Source organism: Methylobacterium sp. XJLW (assembly GCF_003254375.1).
GTDB classification, from domain to species: domain Bacteria; phylum Pseudomonadota; class Alphaproteobacteria; order Rhizobiales; family Beijerinckiaceae; genus Methylobacterium; species Methylobacterium fujisawaense.
In genome coordinates, this window is the sequence record NZ_CP016429.1 from 3223828 (window position 1) to 3241067 (window position 17240).

The following is a 17240-nucleotide window of genomic DNA, read 5'->3' on the forward strand; positions in this document are numbered from 1 at the left end:
GTCACAGGAACGGCAGGTCGCGGTTGAGGAGGTCGGTGATCAGCATGTGACCGGGCGCGTGGGTGATGCAGAGCGGCAGCCGCGCCGCCATCGCCACCGCCTGGGGGGTGACGCCACAGGCCCAGAAGACCGGGAGCTCGTCGGGCTCGATCGGGACCGGATCGCCGAAATCCGGCCGCGCGATGTCGCGGATACCGATCAGGCTCGGGTCGCCGAGATGGATCGGCGCTCCGTGGACCGCCGGCATCCGGGCCGTGACCTGCACGGCCTTGATGGCGTCCGCCGCCTTCATCGGCCGCATGGAGACCACCAGGGGGCCGTGGAACGGGCCTGAGGGCCGTGTGGTGATCGAGGTCCGGTACATCGCGACGTTGCGGCCGAGGGCGACGTGGCGGAGCGGGATGCCCGCCGCGATCAGGCCGGCCTCGAACGAGAAGGAGCAGCCGAGGACGAAGGTGACGAAGTCGTCCCGCCACACGCCGGTCAGGTCGGGCAGCTCCGCCACGAGTTCGCCGCCCTCGTAGACGCGATAGTCGGAAACGTCGGTGGCGAGGTCGAGATCGGTGCCGAGCGTCGGAAGCGTGCGGGCGCCGGGCTGCGAGACGCCGAGGATCGGGCAGGGCTTCGGGTTCTGCTGGCAGAAGCGGTGGAAATCCTCCGCCATGGCCCGCGGCAGGATCATCAGGTTGCCCTGCGCGTGGGCGGGCACGAGACCCGAGGTGTGGCCCCGGAACCGACCCGCGCGGATCGCGCGCCGCGCTTCCGCCGCATCGGCGAAGACAGGTGCTGCGCCGTCGGCGCCCAGGTGCTGGCTCACCGCGATGATCTCCCTGGCTGGTTGTCGAGCGCCGGGCCGGCATCGTCGGCAGCCCGGATTCCGCAAGATCCCGATCGCTTCAGCGATTCATGTCCTGCCGCAACGATCCCATCGCGCCGCAGGGCAGGCCAATCGTGATTGCGAATGAGGCGCGATAAACCAGTCTTATCGGCCGGCGGCCCAGGTTTCGGCCACGTCCTGGGCGAGGCGGGCCGCATCCGCCACGAAATGGTGGGCCGGCCGCTTCATGTGCATCGCCGTGAAGGTCAGATTCGAGAGCAGCGGCTCGGCCGGCAGGACGCGGAGGGTGCCGGCGCGGATCTCGGCCTCGACCACCGCCGGCGGGATCACGCAGATCCCGAGGCCCTCGATGCCCATCTTCACGATGGTGGCGAGCGAGGCGCTGGTGTGGATCTGGCTCGGCAGGAGGTTCTCCTGCAGGACGAGGTCGCGCAGCTCGACATAGGGGCTGGTGTTGCGCGGGTAGGTGATGAGCGGATGGTGCAGGAGCGCGCCGAGGCTCAGGGGCGCGTCGCCCGGCAGCAGGCCCGGCGCGGCGATCCACGCGACCGGGGTGCTGAACAGGGCACGGTTGACGAAGCTCGGCAGGGTGATTGGTCCCACGAGGAGTGCCAGATCGATCTCGTCGGCGACGAGGGCGGCCTGCATGTTCGGCGAGATGTCCACGGTGATGTCGACGCCGATCCCGGGATGGGCGGCGCGCATGCGCTCGATGAAGCGCGACAGCCACAGATGGACGATCGTCTCGGACACGCCGAGCCGCAGGGTGCCCCGCGTGCGTCCGGTCTCGTGAAGGGCCGCGCTCATCTCGTCCTGCAGAGCCAGGAATCGCTCCGCGAAACCCAGGAGGAGACGCCCCCGCTCCGTCAGGGCGACGTCCCGGCTTCGGCGCTCGAACAGCGTGCCGTATTCATGCTCCAGGGCCGCGATGCGCTGGGAGACGGCCGGCTGGGTCGTATTCACCTTCTCGCTGGCGCGGCGAAAGCTGGAGAGTTTCGCAACCCAGTAAAACACCTCCAAGCTGCGGAAATCCGCCATCCCGCGATTGTCCCGCTCCGCCGTCGTGGCCGATCATATCGCGCCCTCCCGCGCTGGCATGCAAGCCGTCGGCCGTCGCGTGTCGGCGCGGGGATCAGGCCATCCGTCCGCGAGTTCCTCACGTCCACCCGGATGACAACGGCGCGGTTCAGGGCGATGGAAAATCCGAAAGCCCGGCGCTCCCGTGGCGCTTCGGGCGGCACCAATCAGCGAAGGCGCGAAGCCTGAGGGCCTCGTGAAACCCCTTCCAGAAGCACCGACAAGAGCCTGACATCGCGAGCGGAATGCTCAGGTGTGGGCGCAACGGTTTCGGGTGGCCCCACACATGCGGAAACCCCGGGAGCGGAATGCTCCCGGGGTTTTGTCGACCTCGCGACCAGGTTGATCGGGCTGGGATGCAAGGGTCGAGCGAGGGGATCGCCATCCCGCGGCGACCGGCATGCAGAGGACCAGTCCCATGCCAAGTCTCCGCGAGGGGCGATGGCCCCTCGAGTCACGCTCGGCTTAGTACGAGCCGAACTTGTAGTTCAGGCCGGCGCGGACGACGGCGAACTCGGTCTTGGCGGCGGCGCCGTTGAGGTAGGCGGTGCCGTTCGGGGCAGGAGGTTGCCGTAGAAGACGCCGCCGGCGGAGTTCTTCTGGCGGTCGAGGCTGACGTACAGGCCTTCGACCTTCAGGGTGACGGCCGAGGAGCGGAAGAAGTTCAGGAAGGAGTCGGTGGGCAGGGCGTACTCGACGCCGCCGCCGGCGGCCCAGCCGGTGCGGAAGCTGTCGCGGAAGCGGTTGCCGGAGAAGTTCTGGTCGTCCTGGCCGGATCCGTAGGCGAAGCCGCCGGTGCCGTACACGAGGGTGCGGTCGAAGGCGTAGCCGAGGCGGCCGCGGACGGTGCCGAAGTAGTCGAGGCCGTTGCCGCTGGTGGCGACGAAGGCGGGCGGGTTGGAGAAGGCGACGCCGGGGAAGCCCAGGAAGCTGTAGTTCTGGGTGGCGTTGGCGCGGCGGGCGAAGTCGACGTACTGGGCGTCGGCCTCGAAGCCGATCACCACGCCCGAGCCCGGCGTGAACTGGTAGTTGTAGCCGATCTGGGCGCCGCCCGAGAAGCCGTCGTTGTTGTTGCGGTTGTTGACGCTGACGACGCCCGAGGTGCCGGGGAGTTGATCAGCGAGCCGCCCGCAGGGCGTAGCTGGTGGTGTTGCGGCTGTTGGCGTCGAAGCCGTAGCCGGCGTTCACACCGACGTAGAAGCCGGTCCAGGTGAACACCGGCACCGGCGTGAACACCGGCGGCGGCGCAGCGCGGCGCGGCAGGTCGGCGGCGGACGCCGCGGCCGTGAGAGCGGTGAATGCAGCCAGAGAGGCCAGGATCTTGGTCATGTCCGTGTTGGTTCCGTTAGCAGCGTCTGCTGATCTCGACGTATCAGGCGCGCGATCGGGAAGATGTATCTCGCCGGCAACACTTGGAAATTCGCGCGCGTCCCGATCTCGGCATCCTTAACGGTTCTATACCGCAGAAATGTTACTCCAACACGAACAGGAAGATCTATCGTCGTCTACGGGTTGTGCTCCGAGCCGCGGCGCGCAGGATTGCGCCGGCCTGCATTTGGTCGGCGTGCCTGACCAAGCAGCCTGGAGGCCTGCGGCGAAGATTTTTGACGAAGACCTGCGCGGTGGCGCCCGGACGCACGTCGCCGGTGTCGCCCAGGGTCAGCCGCACGCCGTCCGTCCGCGGTCCGGCACGACGGCCCCTCTCGTACGTCTCGACGTACGCGGACGGATCGAAAGCTGATCGATACGGTACGGCCACTTTGCGATTGCAGCTTTCGGGATCGGATCTCGTGGCGGCGTCGCGGGCCGCGGATGCGGCCGATCGCCGGCCGGCGGCGCCTCGACCCTGTCCTGCGGTCTCCGAAGCGCTGGGATAGAGGTGGGCGCCCCGCGATGACGATGCGCCGGGGTCGACTTACCGGCGCGGGGGCTGCGGTTCGAAGTCCAAACCGCATCTCTTCTCGACAGAGGCCTGCTCCAATGCCTTCACCGCTCCCTTGCGGCGCGTGAGTTCGGCGGTCTGATGGTTGTCGCCATCGATGAAGAGAAGGGCCGGCAGGACGATGACCGCACCGACTGTCGTGGCGACTTGGTCGCTGCGGCGCTTTTCATCCTGCGGCCCAACCGCCTGTGCCGCCCGCGCGGAGACCCGTCCCGCCTCTTCGCGGATCTGCGCACAGGTTAAATGGCTGAGCTGAATCGGCGAAACCGACGTCGCCGCGACCTTCTCGGCGTGTGTTTCTGCGGGGATCCTTAACATACGGTACAGATATCGGCTATGGCGTCGTCTGCAAAAATCGGCCGTTATCAAATTAAAGGGGCGCAAAGGACCAGCCCTGAAATAGAAATTTATGTCGAAGAAAGTTCCGGTCGGGTCGATCTATCGCGATCGTGTGACCGATCGCACGGGTTGCACCGGGACGGCTGGACCGATGACGGATGACTTCCAGACAATGTTCGGGCCTCCGAGCGGCATTCCCACGGCTCCTCGCCGGTTGCGACGCGGACTGTCGTTGCGCGGACCTCGATGGGCGGTCAGGCTCGTCGAACATGGCGCGTGTCGAGGGGGCATATCCGGGGACGAATCGGAACGCCCCGGGCTTCGCCGTCGACCCGCCCGCCTGCGGGATCGGTTCTGAGCGCCGGACGACCCCGTTCCGCCCGGATCCCCTCGGCGTTCGGCGCAGCCCACCGCGGTCCCGCTGCCACCGATCCGGTGGCGCTGGCGTGACCGTTGCACCTGAAGGTCTCCATCGGCAAAAACCCTGCCGCGATACGTCTGCGAACGCATCGAAGCGTCTCGCGACCGAGAATGGACCATGACGCACCAATGCGCAGAGGTATCGGCGATCGGCCGCGGACGGCATCGATGAAGGCGGCCGACGAAGGCGATCGCGTGGGCGCCATCTGCCAAGCCCTGCGCCGGGCCATCGTGGAACGGGCGCTGGCCCCCGGCGACCGCCTGCCCGAGGATGCCCTCGGCGAACGGTTCGGCGTGAGCCGCACCATCGCCCGGCAGGCCCTGTTGCGGCTGGCCGGGGAAGGCCTGGTCGACCTCCGCCGCAATCGCATCGCCGTCGTGGCGACGCCGAGTTGGGAGGAGGCGCGTGACACCTTCGACGTGCGCCTCGGCCTGGAGCGGCTCGTGGTGCGCCGCCTCGCCGGACAGCTCAGCCCCGAGCAGCGTCAGATTCTGCTGGATCAGATCGCCCGCGAGGAGGCCGCCCGGGGCGGGCCCGAGGCGCTCTCGATCCGGCTCGCGACCGAATTCCACCTGATGCTCGCCGAGATGACCGGCAGCGCCGTGCTGACCCGGTATGTCGCCGAACTCGGCTATCGCTGCGCCCTGATCCTGTCCCTCTACAGCCGGCCGCATTCCTCGGACTGCGCCGTGAGCGAGCACCGCGACATCGTCGCCGCCCTGGTCGCGGGTGATGCCGAACGCGCCGCCGCGCTCATGGACCACCACCTCGACGCGGTCGCCGAGCGGGCGCGCATCGTGCCCCCGACCCCGCGCGAGCGCGATCTCGGACGCCTGCTGGCGCCCTACGTCGCGGGCGGCGGAGCTTGAGCCTTCGGCGTCAGGCCGTGAGGCCGTGCTTCGCCAGCAGACGCTCGGCGCTGTCGTTCCAGACCTCCATGCCGACGATCAGGCCGTCGCGCACGGTGAAGCGGTCGACGTAGCGGTTGCCCTCGAAGGGCGTGCCGTCCGGCCAGGCGCCGTAGAGCGTCCCGAGGCTGTAGACCGTCGTGACGCCGTCGCCCGGGACCACGTCCAGCCGCTCCATCCGCTTCTTCACCCAGGCGTAGCGCCCGGCATTGAAGGCCGTGACCTCGGACGGATGGTTGAAGACCCGCGCGCCGGTGAACACGATCCGGGTGCCCGGCGCCATGTAGCGGGCGGCCGTCTCGGGATCCGGGACCATCGAGGCCTCGAGATAGGCGGTGACGTTGGCGGCGTCGCGCGCGGTCGCCGCGCTGTGGGTCACATCGGTCATGGCAGGCCTCCTGTCGGCCCTAACGTGCCGCAAAAGGCCGGTCCGTGCATGCAGGAAGTGTATGCACTTTGACACGCGATTGAGCACATTATGCCTCCTAAGGTGCACGCACGCGGCGCCGGGAGCGGCCGAGCACCGGAATCTCGCTGGCATGGAGGTTGCGGTCTTCTGGGGCGACCCGCCCCCGGAGACACGCCATGGCCTCCTTCCTGCCCCCGACCCTGCGCCGCTTCGCGGTGACGACGAGCGCGCTGCTCGGCCTCGCGGTCTCGACCGCGCAGGCGGCCGACACCGTCAAGATCGGCCTCGTGACGGCCCTGAGCGGCCAGTCCGCGAAATCCGGCGAGGCCATCTCCCGCGGGATCGGGCTTGCCATCGACGAGATCAACGCAAAGGGCGGCGTCCTCGGGCGTCCGCTCGAGCTGGTGGCCCGCGACGACGAGGCCAACCCGTCCAAGGGCGTGCTGGCGACCCGAGAGCTGATCCAGCGGGTCGGCGTCGTCGCGGTGGTCGGCGGCCTCGACACGCCGGTCTCGATGGCGATTGTGCCCATCGCCAACCAGATGAAGGTGCCGTTCATCGGCCCCTGGGCGGCCGGCACCGGCATCACCCGCAACGGTGCCGCCGACAATTACGCCTTCCGGGTCTCGGCGGTCGATGCCCTCGTCGACGAGGCGCTGGTCGCCTACGCGGTGAAGACCTACGGGGCGAAGAAGCCCGGCATGATCCTCGTCAACAACGCCTGGGGCGAGTCGAACCAGAAGGGCCTCAAGGACGCCCTGCAGGCGGCCAACCTCCCGGCGGCGGGCATCGAGAAGTATGAGGCCAACGACGTCGACATGGTGCCCCAGTTGTCGCGGCTGAAGGAGGCCGGGGCCGACGCGCTGTTCCTCGTCGGCAATGTCGGTCCCTCGGCCCAGGTGGTGAAGTCCCTCGACCGGATGGGCTGGTCGGTGCCGGTCGTCTCGCATTGGGGGCCGGCGGGCGGCCGCTTCGACGAGCTCGCCGGCCCGAGCGCCGCCAAGGTCCACTTCATCCAGACCTTCACCTTCGCGGGCAACACGTCGCCGAAGGCGAATACGGTGCTGGACGCGCTCAAGGCCAAGTACCCGGCGATCAAGTCGATGGCCGACGTCACCCCCGCCGTCGGCATCGCCAACGCCTACGACGCCACGCACTTGCTGGCGCTCGCCATCGAGGCCGCGGGTTCCACCGAGGGCCCGAAGGTCCGCGACGGCTTCTACAAGATCGGCACCTATCCGGGTCTGATCAAAACCTACGACAAGCCCTTCGCCCCCGGCCAGCACGACGCACTCGGCCCGAACGACTACGTGTTCACCCGCTTCAAGGACGGTGAGATCGTCGCGGTGACCAACTGAGCCCCGCGATGCTGACCTCCATCCTCGTCAGCGGCCTCGGCCTCGGCAGCATGTACGGGCTCGTGGCGCTCGGCTTCCACGTCACCTACGCGGTGTCGGGGACCGTGAACTTCGCGCAAGGCAGCGTCGTCACCCTGGGCGCGGTCCTGGCCTACGCGCTCGGCGTCACCCTCGGCTGGCCGATGCCGGCCGCGATCGTCCTGGCGCTCGCCGGCTGCGCCCTGTTCGGCCTTGTGGTCGAGCGGGCGCTGGTCCGTCCGTTCGTGGCCCGCGGCTCGGATGCGTGGCTCCTGGCGACGGTGGCGGGGGGCATCGTCCTCGACAACACCGTGCTGTTCACCTTCGGCAAGGAGCCGCGCAGCCTGCCCTCGCCGCTGGCGACGAAACCCGTTGAGATCCTCGGGACCGGCATCTACCCGTTGCAGCTCGTGATCCCGGTGGTCGGGATCGCGCTCGCCTTCGCGATCCGCACGGTGTTCCGCCGGACCGATCTCGGCCGCGTCCTCCTCGCCGTGGCGCAGAACGCCGACGCCGCCCGCCTGATGGGGATCGACGTGCGCCGCACCGTGGCCTGCGCCTTCGCGCTCTCGGCGGTGCTGGCCGGCATCGCGGGCCTGCTGATCGCGCCGCTCTTCTCGGTTTCGGCCGAGCTCGGCACGCTGTTCGGCATCAAGGCCTTCGCGGTGGCGATCCTCGGCGGCATCGGCTCCGCCACCGGGGTGATCCTGGCGGGGCTGCTCTACGGCCTCGTCGAGGCCGGCGTCACCGCGACCCTCGGCTCGACCTACACGCAGCTCGTGGTGTTCTCGGTGATCGTCCTGGCCCTCACTCTCCGCCCCGACGGCCTGCTCGGCCGCGCCGCGGTCAACAAGGTCTGACGCGATGCCGTACCTGCGCTCGGCTCCGGCGATGCGGCTTGGCATCGCCGGCCTCACCGCCGCCGCGCTCGGCCTCGTCGCGCTGACCGCGGGCTACAGCCACTTCGTGATCGCCCTCGTGGCGCTGACGACGGTGGCGGGGGTCGGCCTCAACGTGCTCCTCGGCCTGACCGGGCTGATCTCGTTCGGCCATGCCGGCTTCTACGCGATCGGCGCCTACGCGAGCGCGATCCTGACGCTCCACGGCGTCAGTTTCTGGCTGGCACTCCCGGCGGCGGCGCTGATCGCGGCGCTCGTCGGCGGCCTCGTGGCGGTGCCTGCGATGCGGGTGAAGGGCCCCTACCTCGCCATGCTGACGATCGCCTTCGGGTTCATCGTCGAGCACGGCCTGATCGAGGGCGGCGAGCTGACCGGCGGCCAGAACGGCTTGGTCGTCACGGACGCGCCGACGCTCCTCGGCGAGCCGGTGAGTGCGGCCGGGCTCGCGGTGCTGGCGGTGCTCGCGGCCGGCGCGAGCCTCGCCGGGTTCGACCTCCTCGCCCGCAGCCGCCTCGGCCGGGCGATGCGCGCCGTGCGCGACGCCGACGTCGCGGCCGCGGCGCTGGGCTTCGATCCGGTCCGGGTGAAGGCCCTGGCCTTCGCGATCTCCGCGGCCCTGACCGGCCTCGCGGGGGCTGTCCTGCCGCCGCTGATGCTGTTCATCGCGCCGAGCTCGTTCCCGTTCTCGCAGTCGATCCTGTTCGTCCTGTCGGTGATCGTCGGCGGTGCCGGCACGGTGCTCGGCCCGCTCCTCGGGGCGCTCGTCACCGTGCTGCTGCCGGAGGCGCTGTCCGGCCTCGCCGAGTACCGCCTGCTGTTCTTCGGGGTCGCGACCCTCGCGGTGCTCTGGCTGGTGCCCTCGGGGCTGGTCGGCAGCCTAGCCCGGCTGCTGCCCCGCGGCCGCGCCGCGCCGGCCGCCGGGGACAGCGAAGAGGTGTCGCTGGCCGGCACGACGGCGCGCGATCCCCTGGTCCTCGAGGGCATCGGCATCCGTTTCGGCGGCATCACGGCTGCGGAGGGGGTCGACCTCACCGCCCAGCCGGCGGCGGTCACCAGCGTGATCGGCCCGAACGGGGCCGGCAAGACCACCGTGCTGAACATGATCTCGGGCTTCTACCGCCCGACCGCCGGGGCGATCCGCCTGGGCGGACGCGACCTCGCCGGCCGGCCGGCGCACGTCGTCGCCCGCGCCGGCATCGCGCGCACCTACCAGACCACGCGCCTGTTCGGCTCGCTCCCGGTGGTCGACAACGTCGCCCTCGGCTTCGCGCCGGGCCGGCTGTGGCGCCGCGCGCAGGCGCAGGACCGCGCGACGGCCGCGTCGCTCCTCGCGTTCGTCGGCTACCGGGGCGCCCTCGACCGCTTGGCCGCCGAATTGCCCCATGTCGACCGGCGGCTCGTGGAGATCGCCCGGGCGCTCGCCGGCGGCCCCACGGTGCTGCTTCTCGACGAGCCCGCCGCCGGCCTGTCGCGGGCCGACACCGACCGGCTGGCCGGCCTGATCCGCCGGATCGCCGACAGCGGCGTCGCGGTCGTCCTGGTCGAGCACGACATGCCGCTGGTGATGGGCATCTCCGACCACATCCTCGTCATGGATGCCGGGCGCCCGATCGCACGCGGCACGCCCGCCGAGATCCGGCGCGACCCGGCGGTCCTGCGCGCCTATCTCGGCGGCGCCGACACGCCCGCCCGGCCGCGAAGCACGCCGTGGCAGGGGCCGGCGGATGCCGTCCTCTCCGTCCTCGACCTGACGGCCGGCTACGGCGCCGCGCCCGTCCTCGAGGGCATCCATCTCGACGTGCGGCCGGGCGAGACCGTCGCCCTGCTGGGCGCCAACGGCGCCGGCAAGTCCACGGCCATGCGGGCTCTCGCGGGACTGCTGCGCCCGGTGGCGGGATCGATCGTGTTCGACGACCGGCGCGTCGAGGCGCTGCCCGCGCACCGGATCGCCCGCAGCGGCCTCGTCCTGGTGCCGGAGGGCCGACAGGTCTTCCCGGAGCTCAGCGTCATCGAGAACATCCGCCTCGGCGCCTTCGGACGCGGGACGCCGATCGACCCGGCCGAGGTCGAGCGCCTGCTCGACCGGTTCCCGCGGCTGCGGGACCGGGCAGCGAGCCGGGCGGGCCTGCTCTCCGGCGGCGAGCAGCAGATGCTGGCCATCGCCCGCGGGTTGATGGCGCATCCGCGCATCCTGCTCCTCGACGAGCCGTCGCTGGGCCTCGCCCCGGCGATGATCAACGCCCTCTACGCCACCGTGGCCGAACTGCGCGACGAAGGCGTCACCATCCTGATCGTCGACCAGATGGCGGCGCTCGCCCTCACGGTCGCCGACCGCGGCTACGTGCTGGAGCAGGGCCGGGTGGTCGCGCGCGGAACCGCCGCGGCGCTGTCGGCGGACAAGGGGCTGGAAGCGGCCTATCTCGGTGCGGCGTAACAGGGTCTCCACATGGACACGAATGCGGGCCACGGCCGCTACAGCTTCAGCGCGCTCCCGGACCGGCCGGTCTACGACTGGCCGGAGGGCAAGCGCCTCGCCGTCTATGTCGGGCTGAACCTGGAGACTTTCGCGTTCGGCGAGGGCCTGGGCGCCGAGCTGGCGCCGGGCGGCCCGCAGCCGGACGTGCTCAACTACGCGTGGCGCGACTGGGGCAACCGGGTCGGCGCGTGGCGGATCGCCGAGATGCTGGACGCCCTGGCGATGCCCGCGAGCGTGCTGGTCAACAGCAACCTCTACCGGGACTGCCCCGGGCTGATCGAGGCGTTCCGCGCCCGCGGCGACGAGATCGTCGGCCACGGGCGGACCAACGCGGAGCGGCAGGGCACCCTCGACGAGGCCGCCGAGCGGGCCCTGATCGCCGAGACGACGGCGGTGATCGCCGCGCGGGAAGGCCGCCCGCCTTCCGGCTGGCTCGGCCCCTGGATCTCGCAGTCGCGGGTGACGCCCGACCTGCTCGCCGAGGCAGGCTACCGCTACCTGCTGGACTGGGACCACGACGATCAGCCCACGTGGTTCGCGACCCGCAACGGCGGCCGGATCCTGACGGTGCCGTACCCGCAGGAACTCAACGACATCCCCGCCATCGTCGCCCGCAAGGAGACGGGCCGCCAGTTCGCGGACGCCATCGTCGACGCCTTCGACGAGATGTTGGAGCAGTCCCGGCGTGCGCCCCTCGTCATGGGCATCGCGCTCCACCCCTACATCGTCGGACGACCGCACCGGCTGCGGCCCCTGCGGCGGGCGCTCCAGCACATCGCCGACCACCGCGGCGACATCTGGCTCACCACCGCCGGGGCGATCGCCGACCACATCGTCGCGCAGGAGGCCGGGCCGCGCTGACGCGGCCCCAGTCCGGGCCGGAGGGCCTCAGAGCACCTGCGAGAGAAACCGGCGCGTGCGCTCGTCCTGGGCGGAGGCGAAGAAGGTCGCGGGCGGGCCGTGCTCGACGATGACGCCGCGGTCGGTGAAGTAGATGTGGTCGGCGACGTCGCGGGCGAAGTTCATCTCGTGCGTGACGAGCATGCAGGTCATGCCCTCCTCGGCGAGTTCCCGGATCGTCACCAGCACCTCTTTGACCGTCTCCGGATCGAGGGCGGCGGTGACCTCGTCGAACAGCATCACGTCCGGCCGCATCGCCAGCGAGCGGGCGATGGCCACGCGCTGCTGCTGGCCGCCGGACAGCTCGCCGGGATAGGCGTTCTCCTTGCCGGCCAGCCGGACCTTGGCGAGGAGCGCCCGCGCCCGCGCCTCGACCTCGCGCTTCTCCTGACCGAGGACGTGGATGGGAGCCATCATCACGTTCTGCAGCGCGGTCTTGTGCGGGAACAGGTTGTATTGCTGGAACACCATGCCGACCTTGCGGCGCAGCGCCAGCTTGTCGAGCCGCGGATCGGTGACGTCGATCCCCTCGACCTCGATCGAGCCCGCGGTGACCGGCACCAGCGCGTTGATGCAGCGGATCAGCGTCGACTTGCCCGAGCCCGAGGGGCCGATGATGCAGACGACCTCGCCCTTGCGGACGTCGAAGCTGATCCCCTTCAGCACCTCGAACGTCCCGAAGGACTTGTGCACGTCGGCGATGCGGACGATCGGCTGATCGGGCGTCCAATTCGGGGACGGGGTTTCGGCCAGGGTCGCGCGCGTCATGGTTTCAACGGGTCTCGAAGCGGCGTTCCAGGGCGGCGGTGAACCGGTCGATCGGGTAGCAGTAGAGGAAGAAGCAGAGCAGGGCGAAGCCGTAGAGCGGGGCGAACAGCTCGGGGCGGCCGCCCTCGGCGGCGTGCACCTGTGCGGTCAGCGTCAGCATCTCGGTGACGCCGACGATCGACGCCTGCACCGTCGCCATCGCGATCAGCGAATAGACGTTCATCCAGGGCGGCAGCATCCGCTTTGCGCACTGGGGCAGGATGATGCGCCACATCGTCTGCCGACGGGTGAAAGCCAGGGATTCGGCGGCCTCCCACTGGGTGTTCGGCACCGAGCGCACCGCGCCGCGGACGATCTCGGCGACGTTGGCCATGACCGGCAGGCTGAAGCCGAAGGTCGCCTTCACCCAGTCGGGCAGCGGCACGCGGAGGCCGAACACCGTGATCTGGAACGGCACGAGGAACATCACGAAGAACAGCAGCACCAGCCAGGGCACGTTGCGGAACACCTGCGTGGCGCACCACGCGAGGCGGGGCAGGATCCGCCCCTCCGCCAGCATGGCCAGCCCGAGCCCGATGCCCGCCACCGTGCCGATCGCCATCGCCATCAGCGAGATCGCCACGTTGAAGGCGAAGCCCGTGAGCAGGAGCGGCGCCCACTTGATCACGACCTCCAGCGGCGACAGCGCGGCGGCCCCGCCCTGCGCCCAGGCCGGGACGGCGACGAGGGCGAGCCCCGCGAGCAGCCAGAGATGGGCCGGGCGCAGGCGCGACGCTGCGCGGTCCTTCGGGAGCGCGAACGGCAGGAGGACCGGCAGGTCCCCCGGTCGCCGGCCCTGCGAATCTGGGGCGCTCATCGGCCGTATCCCGGGATGCGCAGGGCGCGCTCCCAGCGGTGCATGATCCAGACGAGCACGCCGACGAGGACCGCGTAGGTCGCCAGCAGCACCAGCATCATCTCCAGGACGTTCTGCGACTCGGACCAGATCTGCTTGACTGCGTACAGGGTCTCCGGGACCGCGATGGCGTAGGCCAACGTGGTGGTCTTCAGGAGGTTGATGAGGTTGTTGTTCAGGGCCGGCAGGCACACGCGCAGGGCCAGCGGCAGGACGACGTACCGGTAGGCCTTGAAGCGGGTATAGCCCAGGGCCTCGGCGGCCTCGATCGTGGTCCGGGGCACGGCCTCGATGCCGGAGCGGAAGATCTCGACGTTGAACGCGCCCGCGAACAGCGACAGCGAGATGATCGCCCACTGGACGTTGGTGAGGATCGGCGCGCGCAGGCCGTCGGCCGAGCGGATGTCCGGGAGCAGCGTCCCGAGGCCGAAGTAGAAGAAGAAGATCTGCACGAGCGGCGGCGTGTTGCGGAACACCACCACGAAGCCGTTGACCAGCGCCCGCAGGACGCGCGACGGACCGCTCTGCAGGAGCGCCCCGACGGCGCCGATGACGAGGCTCGCCAGGATGGTGCTGATCCCGAGGATTAGCGTCATCCGCAGGCCGGCCACGTACCGGTCCCAGTCGTAGGGATCGTAGAAGATTGTGAAGTTGAAGCCCGTGGTCTCGTAGAGCTGCTGGAACCACGCCTGGATCGTGGCGATCATCGCGGGTGAACGCCCGGCTTCGTCGTGCAGGCGCGCATCAGTTGGTCGCGTTCTTGTATTTCTCGTGCATCGCCTTCGAGTAAGCGGTCGGCTCGATGCCCCACTTCTTCTCCTCGTTGACGATGAAGCCGGTCTTCATCCAGTCCTTGGTGGCGTCCTCGACCGCGGCCTGGAGCGTGGTGTTGCCCTGCGCCACCGCCATCATCCACGGGGCGTCGAGGATGCCCTTGAGCGGCAGCGCGTAGTTGGCCTTCCAGTCGTCGTCGAGCAGCTTACCCTGCAGCATGCTCTGGTCGTAAACGTAGCCGATGCAGTTGCCCTGCTTGAGCGCGAAGAGCGGCTTCTCGGATCCGTCGAAGGCGACGATCTCCGCCCCGTAGGTCCGCGCGACGTCCTTGTTGTACCAAGCCCCCGAGGTGGCGCAGACCGGCTTGCCCTTGAGCTGCGCCCAGTCGGTGATGCCGGACGACTTGGGCAGCAGGACGTTGACGAAGTCGGAATAGTAGTTCGGGTCGATCGCCTGGACGACGCGGCGGCGCTCCGGCTTGTCCGAGAGGGTGGCGATCAGCAGATCGACCTTGCCCTGCTGCAGGAACTCGATCCGGTTGGCCGAGACGACCGGCACGAGTTCGAGCTTCACGCCCAGGCGCTTGGCGAGGTCGGCGGCGAGGTCGGGCTCGAGGCCGATGATCGTCCCGCTCGGGTCGCGGAAGCCGAACGGCTTGTAATCCGCCTTCACGCCGACGATCAGCGTCCCGCGCTTCTTGATCGCGTCGACGCCGTCGGCGGCCGTGGCCCGGCCGGGCAGCGCGACGGCCGAGAACGCCGCGAGCGCGGCCAGCGCACCGGTCGTCAGAAGGGTGCGGATCGTGAGGCGCATCGGATCTTTCCTGCTCGGGTCAACCGATCTTGGCATGGTTTCTAGCAATCCACGAGCCATTAGCCGGCGCATCAACTGAAACGTGCCAAGGCGAAGGGCGTGAGATCGACTGTGCCGCCGGTCCCGGCCAGTTCTGCCGCGACGGCCTCGCCGATGCCGGCCGAGTGCTTGAAGCCGTGCCCCGAACAGGCGGAGACCACCGTGACCCGGTCCATCGCGGTATGCCGGTCGATGATGAAGCCGCGGTCGGGGGTCACCGTGTAGACGCAGGCCGCGGCCTGGACGACCTCCGGGGTCGCGCCGGCCACCCGGTTCGCGACGCGCAGCCGGTACATCTCGGCGGATTCGGACAAGTCGACGCGGCGCTCCACCCCGTCTGCACTGGTAATGGTGTCGTACTGCTCCGTGGCGACCTTGATGGACCCGTCGAGCGGCGGGAAGCCGTAGAGGTATTCGGTGTCGCCCGTCCCGTACATCCAGATGAAGACCGGCGAATGCGGCCCGTAGGCGGTCTCGTCCGCCAGCGCGTACCAATGCAGGAGCTGACGGCGGACGGTCAGGAGCCGGTCGAATGGGCTCCCGAGCAGCGGGGCCGTCCAGGCGCCCGCAGCCACGACGGCGCGGTCGGCCAGGATGGTCCCCTCCGCGGTGTCGATACGGACGCCGCTCCCGTCCTGCTGCAGCCCGACCACCGCGCAGTTCGTGCGGATCTCGGCGCCCGCGGCCCCCGCGCGGCCGAGCTGCGCCGCGAGGCAGCGCTCCGGGAACACGTAGCCGCCGCCCGGCTCGTAATAAGCCTTCTCGTCGCCCGCGAGGTTGAGGAATTGCGGGAACCGGCGGGCCACCGCCGCACCTTCGAGCACCTCGTGGGCGATGCCGGCCCCCTGTGCCGCGCTGATCGAGCGTCCGACGAAATCCGGCTTCCCGTGATGGGACGAAGTGCCGTGGCCGGGTGCCATGACGAGGGCGCCGCAGGCGTTCAGCAGGGTCTCGCCGGTCTCGGCCTCCAGCTCGCGCCAGATGCGGTGCGAGGCGGTGACGAAGGGAACGTAGTCGGCGCCCTCACCGACCGCCTGCCGGGTGATCCGCGTCTCGCCGTGGCTGGACCCGAGCGCGTGGGGCGGCGCGAAGCGGTCGAGCCCGATGACCGCGGCGCCCCGCTTCGCCAGCTGGTAGAGCGCGGCGCTGCCCATCGCGCCGAGTCCCAGAACGGCGACGTCGTAGCGGCGGCTCACGGCCGGCACTCCTGGAGGCTGCCGGGACGGGACGCCGCCGCAGCGCGGAACGGGGGCAAGTCGGCAGGTCGAGGCATCCGGAGGCGGTCTCGCGCGGCACGGGAAGACGACACACAGGATGATGGATGCCACGCATCGCGTTTGACCAGGACGGACGGTTTCTTGCACGGCTGAGCCGTGTGAGGCCGGAGAGCGCTGGCGGAATGGCTGCAGAGACCGCGGATTCACCGCAGGAGATCGGCTTCATCCTCGTGCCCGGCTTCGCGCTGATGTCGTTCGCCTCGGGCTGCGAGCCGTTCCGCGCGGCCAACGATCTCGCCGGGCGGCCGCTCTACCGGCTGCGCTACTTCGGCGAGGCGGAGGGCCGGGTCGCCGCCTCGTCGGGCGCGGAGGTCCCCACCGAGGCGCTGCCGCGCCAGCGCGGCCATCTCCATACCCTCTTCGTCTGCGCGGGCGGCGAGCCGACCGGGTGGGACAGGCCCGAGATCCACGCGACCCTGCGGCGGATGGCTCGGCTCGGCGTGCGCATCGGCGGCATCTCGGGCGGTCCCTACCTGATGGCCGCGGCGGGCCTTCTGGCCGATCGCGCGTTCACGCTCCACTGGGAATATGCCGGCGCCACGGTCGAGACCTTCCCCGACGCGCGCCTGAACCGGGCGCGCTACGTCGCCGACGGCGATCGCCTGACCTGCGGCGGCGGCGTCGCGCCCCTGGAGATGGCCCACGCCCTGATCGCCGAGCGCATGGGTGAGGCCTTCGCCCGCCGCGTCTCCGACTGGTTCCTCCACACCGCCATCGGCGCCGCCGACGACCCGCAGCGGGCCTCCGCGGTCGAGCGCTATGGAATTCACCATCCGGCCCTGCTGACGGTGCTGGAGACGATGGAGAAGACGGTGGAGGCGCCGCTCGGCCGCCTCGCCATGGCGCGCCTCGCGGCGATCAGCCCGCGTCACCTCGACCGGCTGTTCCTCGAGAAGCTCGGCTTGAGCTTCTCGGCCCAGTACAAAGCCATCCGCCTCGCCCATGGACGGCGCCTGTTGCGCCAGAGCCCGCTCCGGATCGGTGAGATCGCGACCGCCTGCGGGTTCGCGAGCGCGGCCCATTTCGCCCGCTGCTACCGGTCCCAGTTCGGCTGCAGCCCGTCCGCGGAGCGAGCGTGACGACCGTTCG

Annotated in this window: 15 protein-coding genes and 1 pseudogene; 6 read left to right on the forward strand and 10 right to left on the reverse strand. The window is 70.2% G+C overall.

The window, feature by feature from the left end:
- Nucleotide 1 precedes the first annotated feature (1 nt).
- The 4 genes and pseudogenes from A3862_RS14955 to A3862_RS14970 form a co-directional block, all read right to left on the reverse strand.
- A complete protein-coding gene (locus A3862_RS14955; protein WP_420845387.1) occupies nt 2–823 on the reverse strand; it encodes a putative hydro-lyase in 822 nt (273 codons plus the stop codon).
- A gap of 159 nt (nt 824–982) precedes the next feature.
- Nucleotides 983–1876, reverse strand: coding sequence for a LysR family transcriptional regulator (locus A3862_RS14960; protein ID WP_043758727.1), 894 nt, complete (start codon nt 1874–1876; stop codon nt 983–985).
- Nucleotides 1877–2380: 504 nt separating this feature from the next.
- Nucleotides 2381–3244, reverse strand: a pseudogene (locus A3862_RS14965) (outer membrane protein).
- A gap of 586 nt (nt 3245–3830) precedes the next feature.
- Entirely contained in the window at nt 3831–4175 is a 345-nt protein-coding gene (locus A3862_RS14970; protein ID WP_052083653.1) for a hypothetical protein, read from the reverse strand.
- A gap of 609 nt (nt 4176–4784) precedes the next feature.
- Here A3862_RS14970 and A3862_RS14975 point away from each other — a divergent pair.
- Complete coding sequence (locus A3862_RS14975; RefSeq protein WP_043389194.1) at nt 4785–5486, forward strand: GntR family transcriptional regulator; 702 nt, start codon at nt 4785–4787, stop codon at nt 5484–5486.
- A 10-nt stretch (nt 5487–5496) separates the two neighbouring features.
- Here A3862_RS14975 and A3862_RS14980 read toward each other — a convergent pair whose 3' ends face one another.
- Nucleotides 5497–5913, reverse strand: coding sequence for a nuclear transport factor 2 family protein (locus tag A3862_RS14980; protein ID WP_043758724.1), 417 nt, complete (start codon nt 5911–5913; stop codon nt 5497–5499).
- Between the two features lie 197 nt (nt 5914–6110).
- On the opposite strand from A3862_RS14980, the gene A3862_RS14985 reads away from it, so the two are divergent.
- From A3862_RS14985 to A3862_RS15000, 4 genes are read left to right on the forward strand one after another with little or no spacing between them, the layout of a single operon-like run.
- Entirely contained in the window at nt 6111–7292 is a 1182-nt protein-coding gene (locus A3862_RS14985; protein ID WP_043758721.1) for an ABC transporter substrate-binding protein, read from the forward strand.
- An 8-nt stretch (nt 7293–7300) separates the two neighbouring features.
- Nucleotides 7301–8170 (forward strand): branched-chain amino acid ABC transporter permease, encoded by an 870-nt coding sequence (locus tag A3862_RS14990; RefSeq protein WP_043758719.1) that lies wholly within the window; start codon nt 7301–7303, stop codon nt 8168–8170.
- 4 nt (nt 8171–8174) lie between these two features.
- Entirely contained in the window at nt 8175–10643 is a 2469-nt protein-coding gene (locus A3862_RS14995; RefSeq protein ID WP_043758717.1) for a branched-chain amino acid ABC transporter ATP-binding protein/permease, read from the forward strand.
- A gap of 12 nt (nt 10644–10655) precedes the next feature.
- Nucleotides 10656–11546 (forward strand): polysaccharide deacetylase family protein, encoded by an 891-nt coding sequence (locus tag A3862_RS15000; protein ID WP_043758715.1) that lies wholly within the window; start codon nt 10656–10658, stop codon nt 11544–11546.
- Between the two features lie 27 nt (nt 11547–11573).
- On the opposite strand, the gene A3862_RS15005 is transcribed toward A3862_RS15000, so the two are convergent.
- The 5 genes from A3862_RS15005 to solA all read right to left on the reverse strand — a co-directional run bounded on the left by A3862_RS15005 (nt 11574) and on the right by solA (nt 16070).
- Complete coding sequence (locus tag A3862_RS15005; protein WP_043348798.1) at nt 11574–12353, reverse strand: amino acid ABC transporter ATP-binding protein; 780 nt, start codon at nt 12351–12353, stop codon at nt 11574–11576.
- 4 nt (nt 12354–12357) lie between these two features.
- Nucleotides 12358–13209 carry an amino acid ABC transporter permease gene (locus tag A3862_RS15010; protein ID WP_043389208.1) on the reverse strand — a complete coding sequence of 284 codons (852 nt, stop codon included), beginning with the start codon at nt 13207–13209 and terminating at the stop codon, nt 12358–12360.
- Complete coding sequence (locus tag A3862_RS15015; protein WP_043758713.1) at nt 13206–13955, reverse strand: amino acid ABC transporter permease; 750 nt, start codon at nt 13953–13955, stop codon at nt 13206–13208. The genes A3862_RS15010 and A3862_RS15015 overlap by 4 nt, the downstream gene beginning before the upstream one ends.
- A 37-nt stretch (nt 13956–13992) precedes the next feature.
- Complete coding sequence (locus tag A3862_RS15020; RefSeq protein ID WP_043758711.1) at nt 13993–14835, reverse strand: transporter substrate-binding domain-containing protein; 843 nt, start codon at nt 14833–14835, stop codon at nt 13993–13995.
- Nucleotides 14836–14906: 71 nt separating this feature from the next.
- Nucleotides 14907–16070, reverse strand: coding sequence for an N-methyl-L-tryptophan oxidase (solA, locus tag A3862_RS15025; RefSeq protein ID WP_043758710.1), 1164 nt, complete (start codon nt 16068–16070; stop codon nt 14907–14909).
- A gap of 203 nt (nt 16071–16273) precedes the next feature.
- Here solA and A3862_RS15030 point away from each other — a divergent pair, with 203 nt between their 5' ends.
- Entirely contained in the window at nt 16274–17230 is a 957-nt protein-coding gene (locus A3862_RS15030; RefSeq protein WP_043758709.1) for a GlxA family transcriptional regulator, read from the forward strand.
- The last annotated feature ends 10 nt before the right edge of the window (nt 17231–17240 follow it).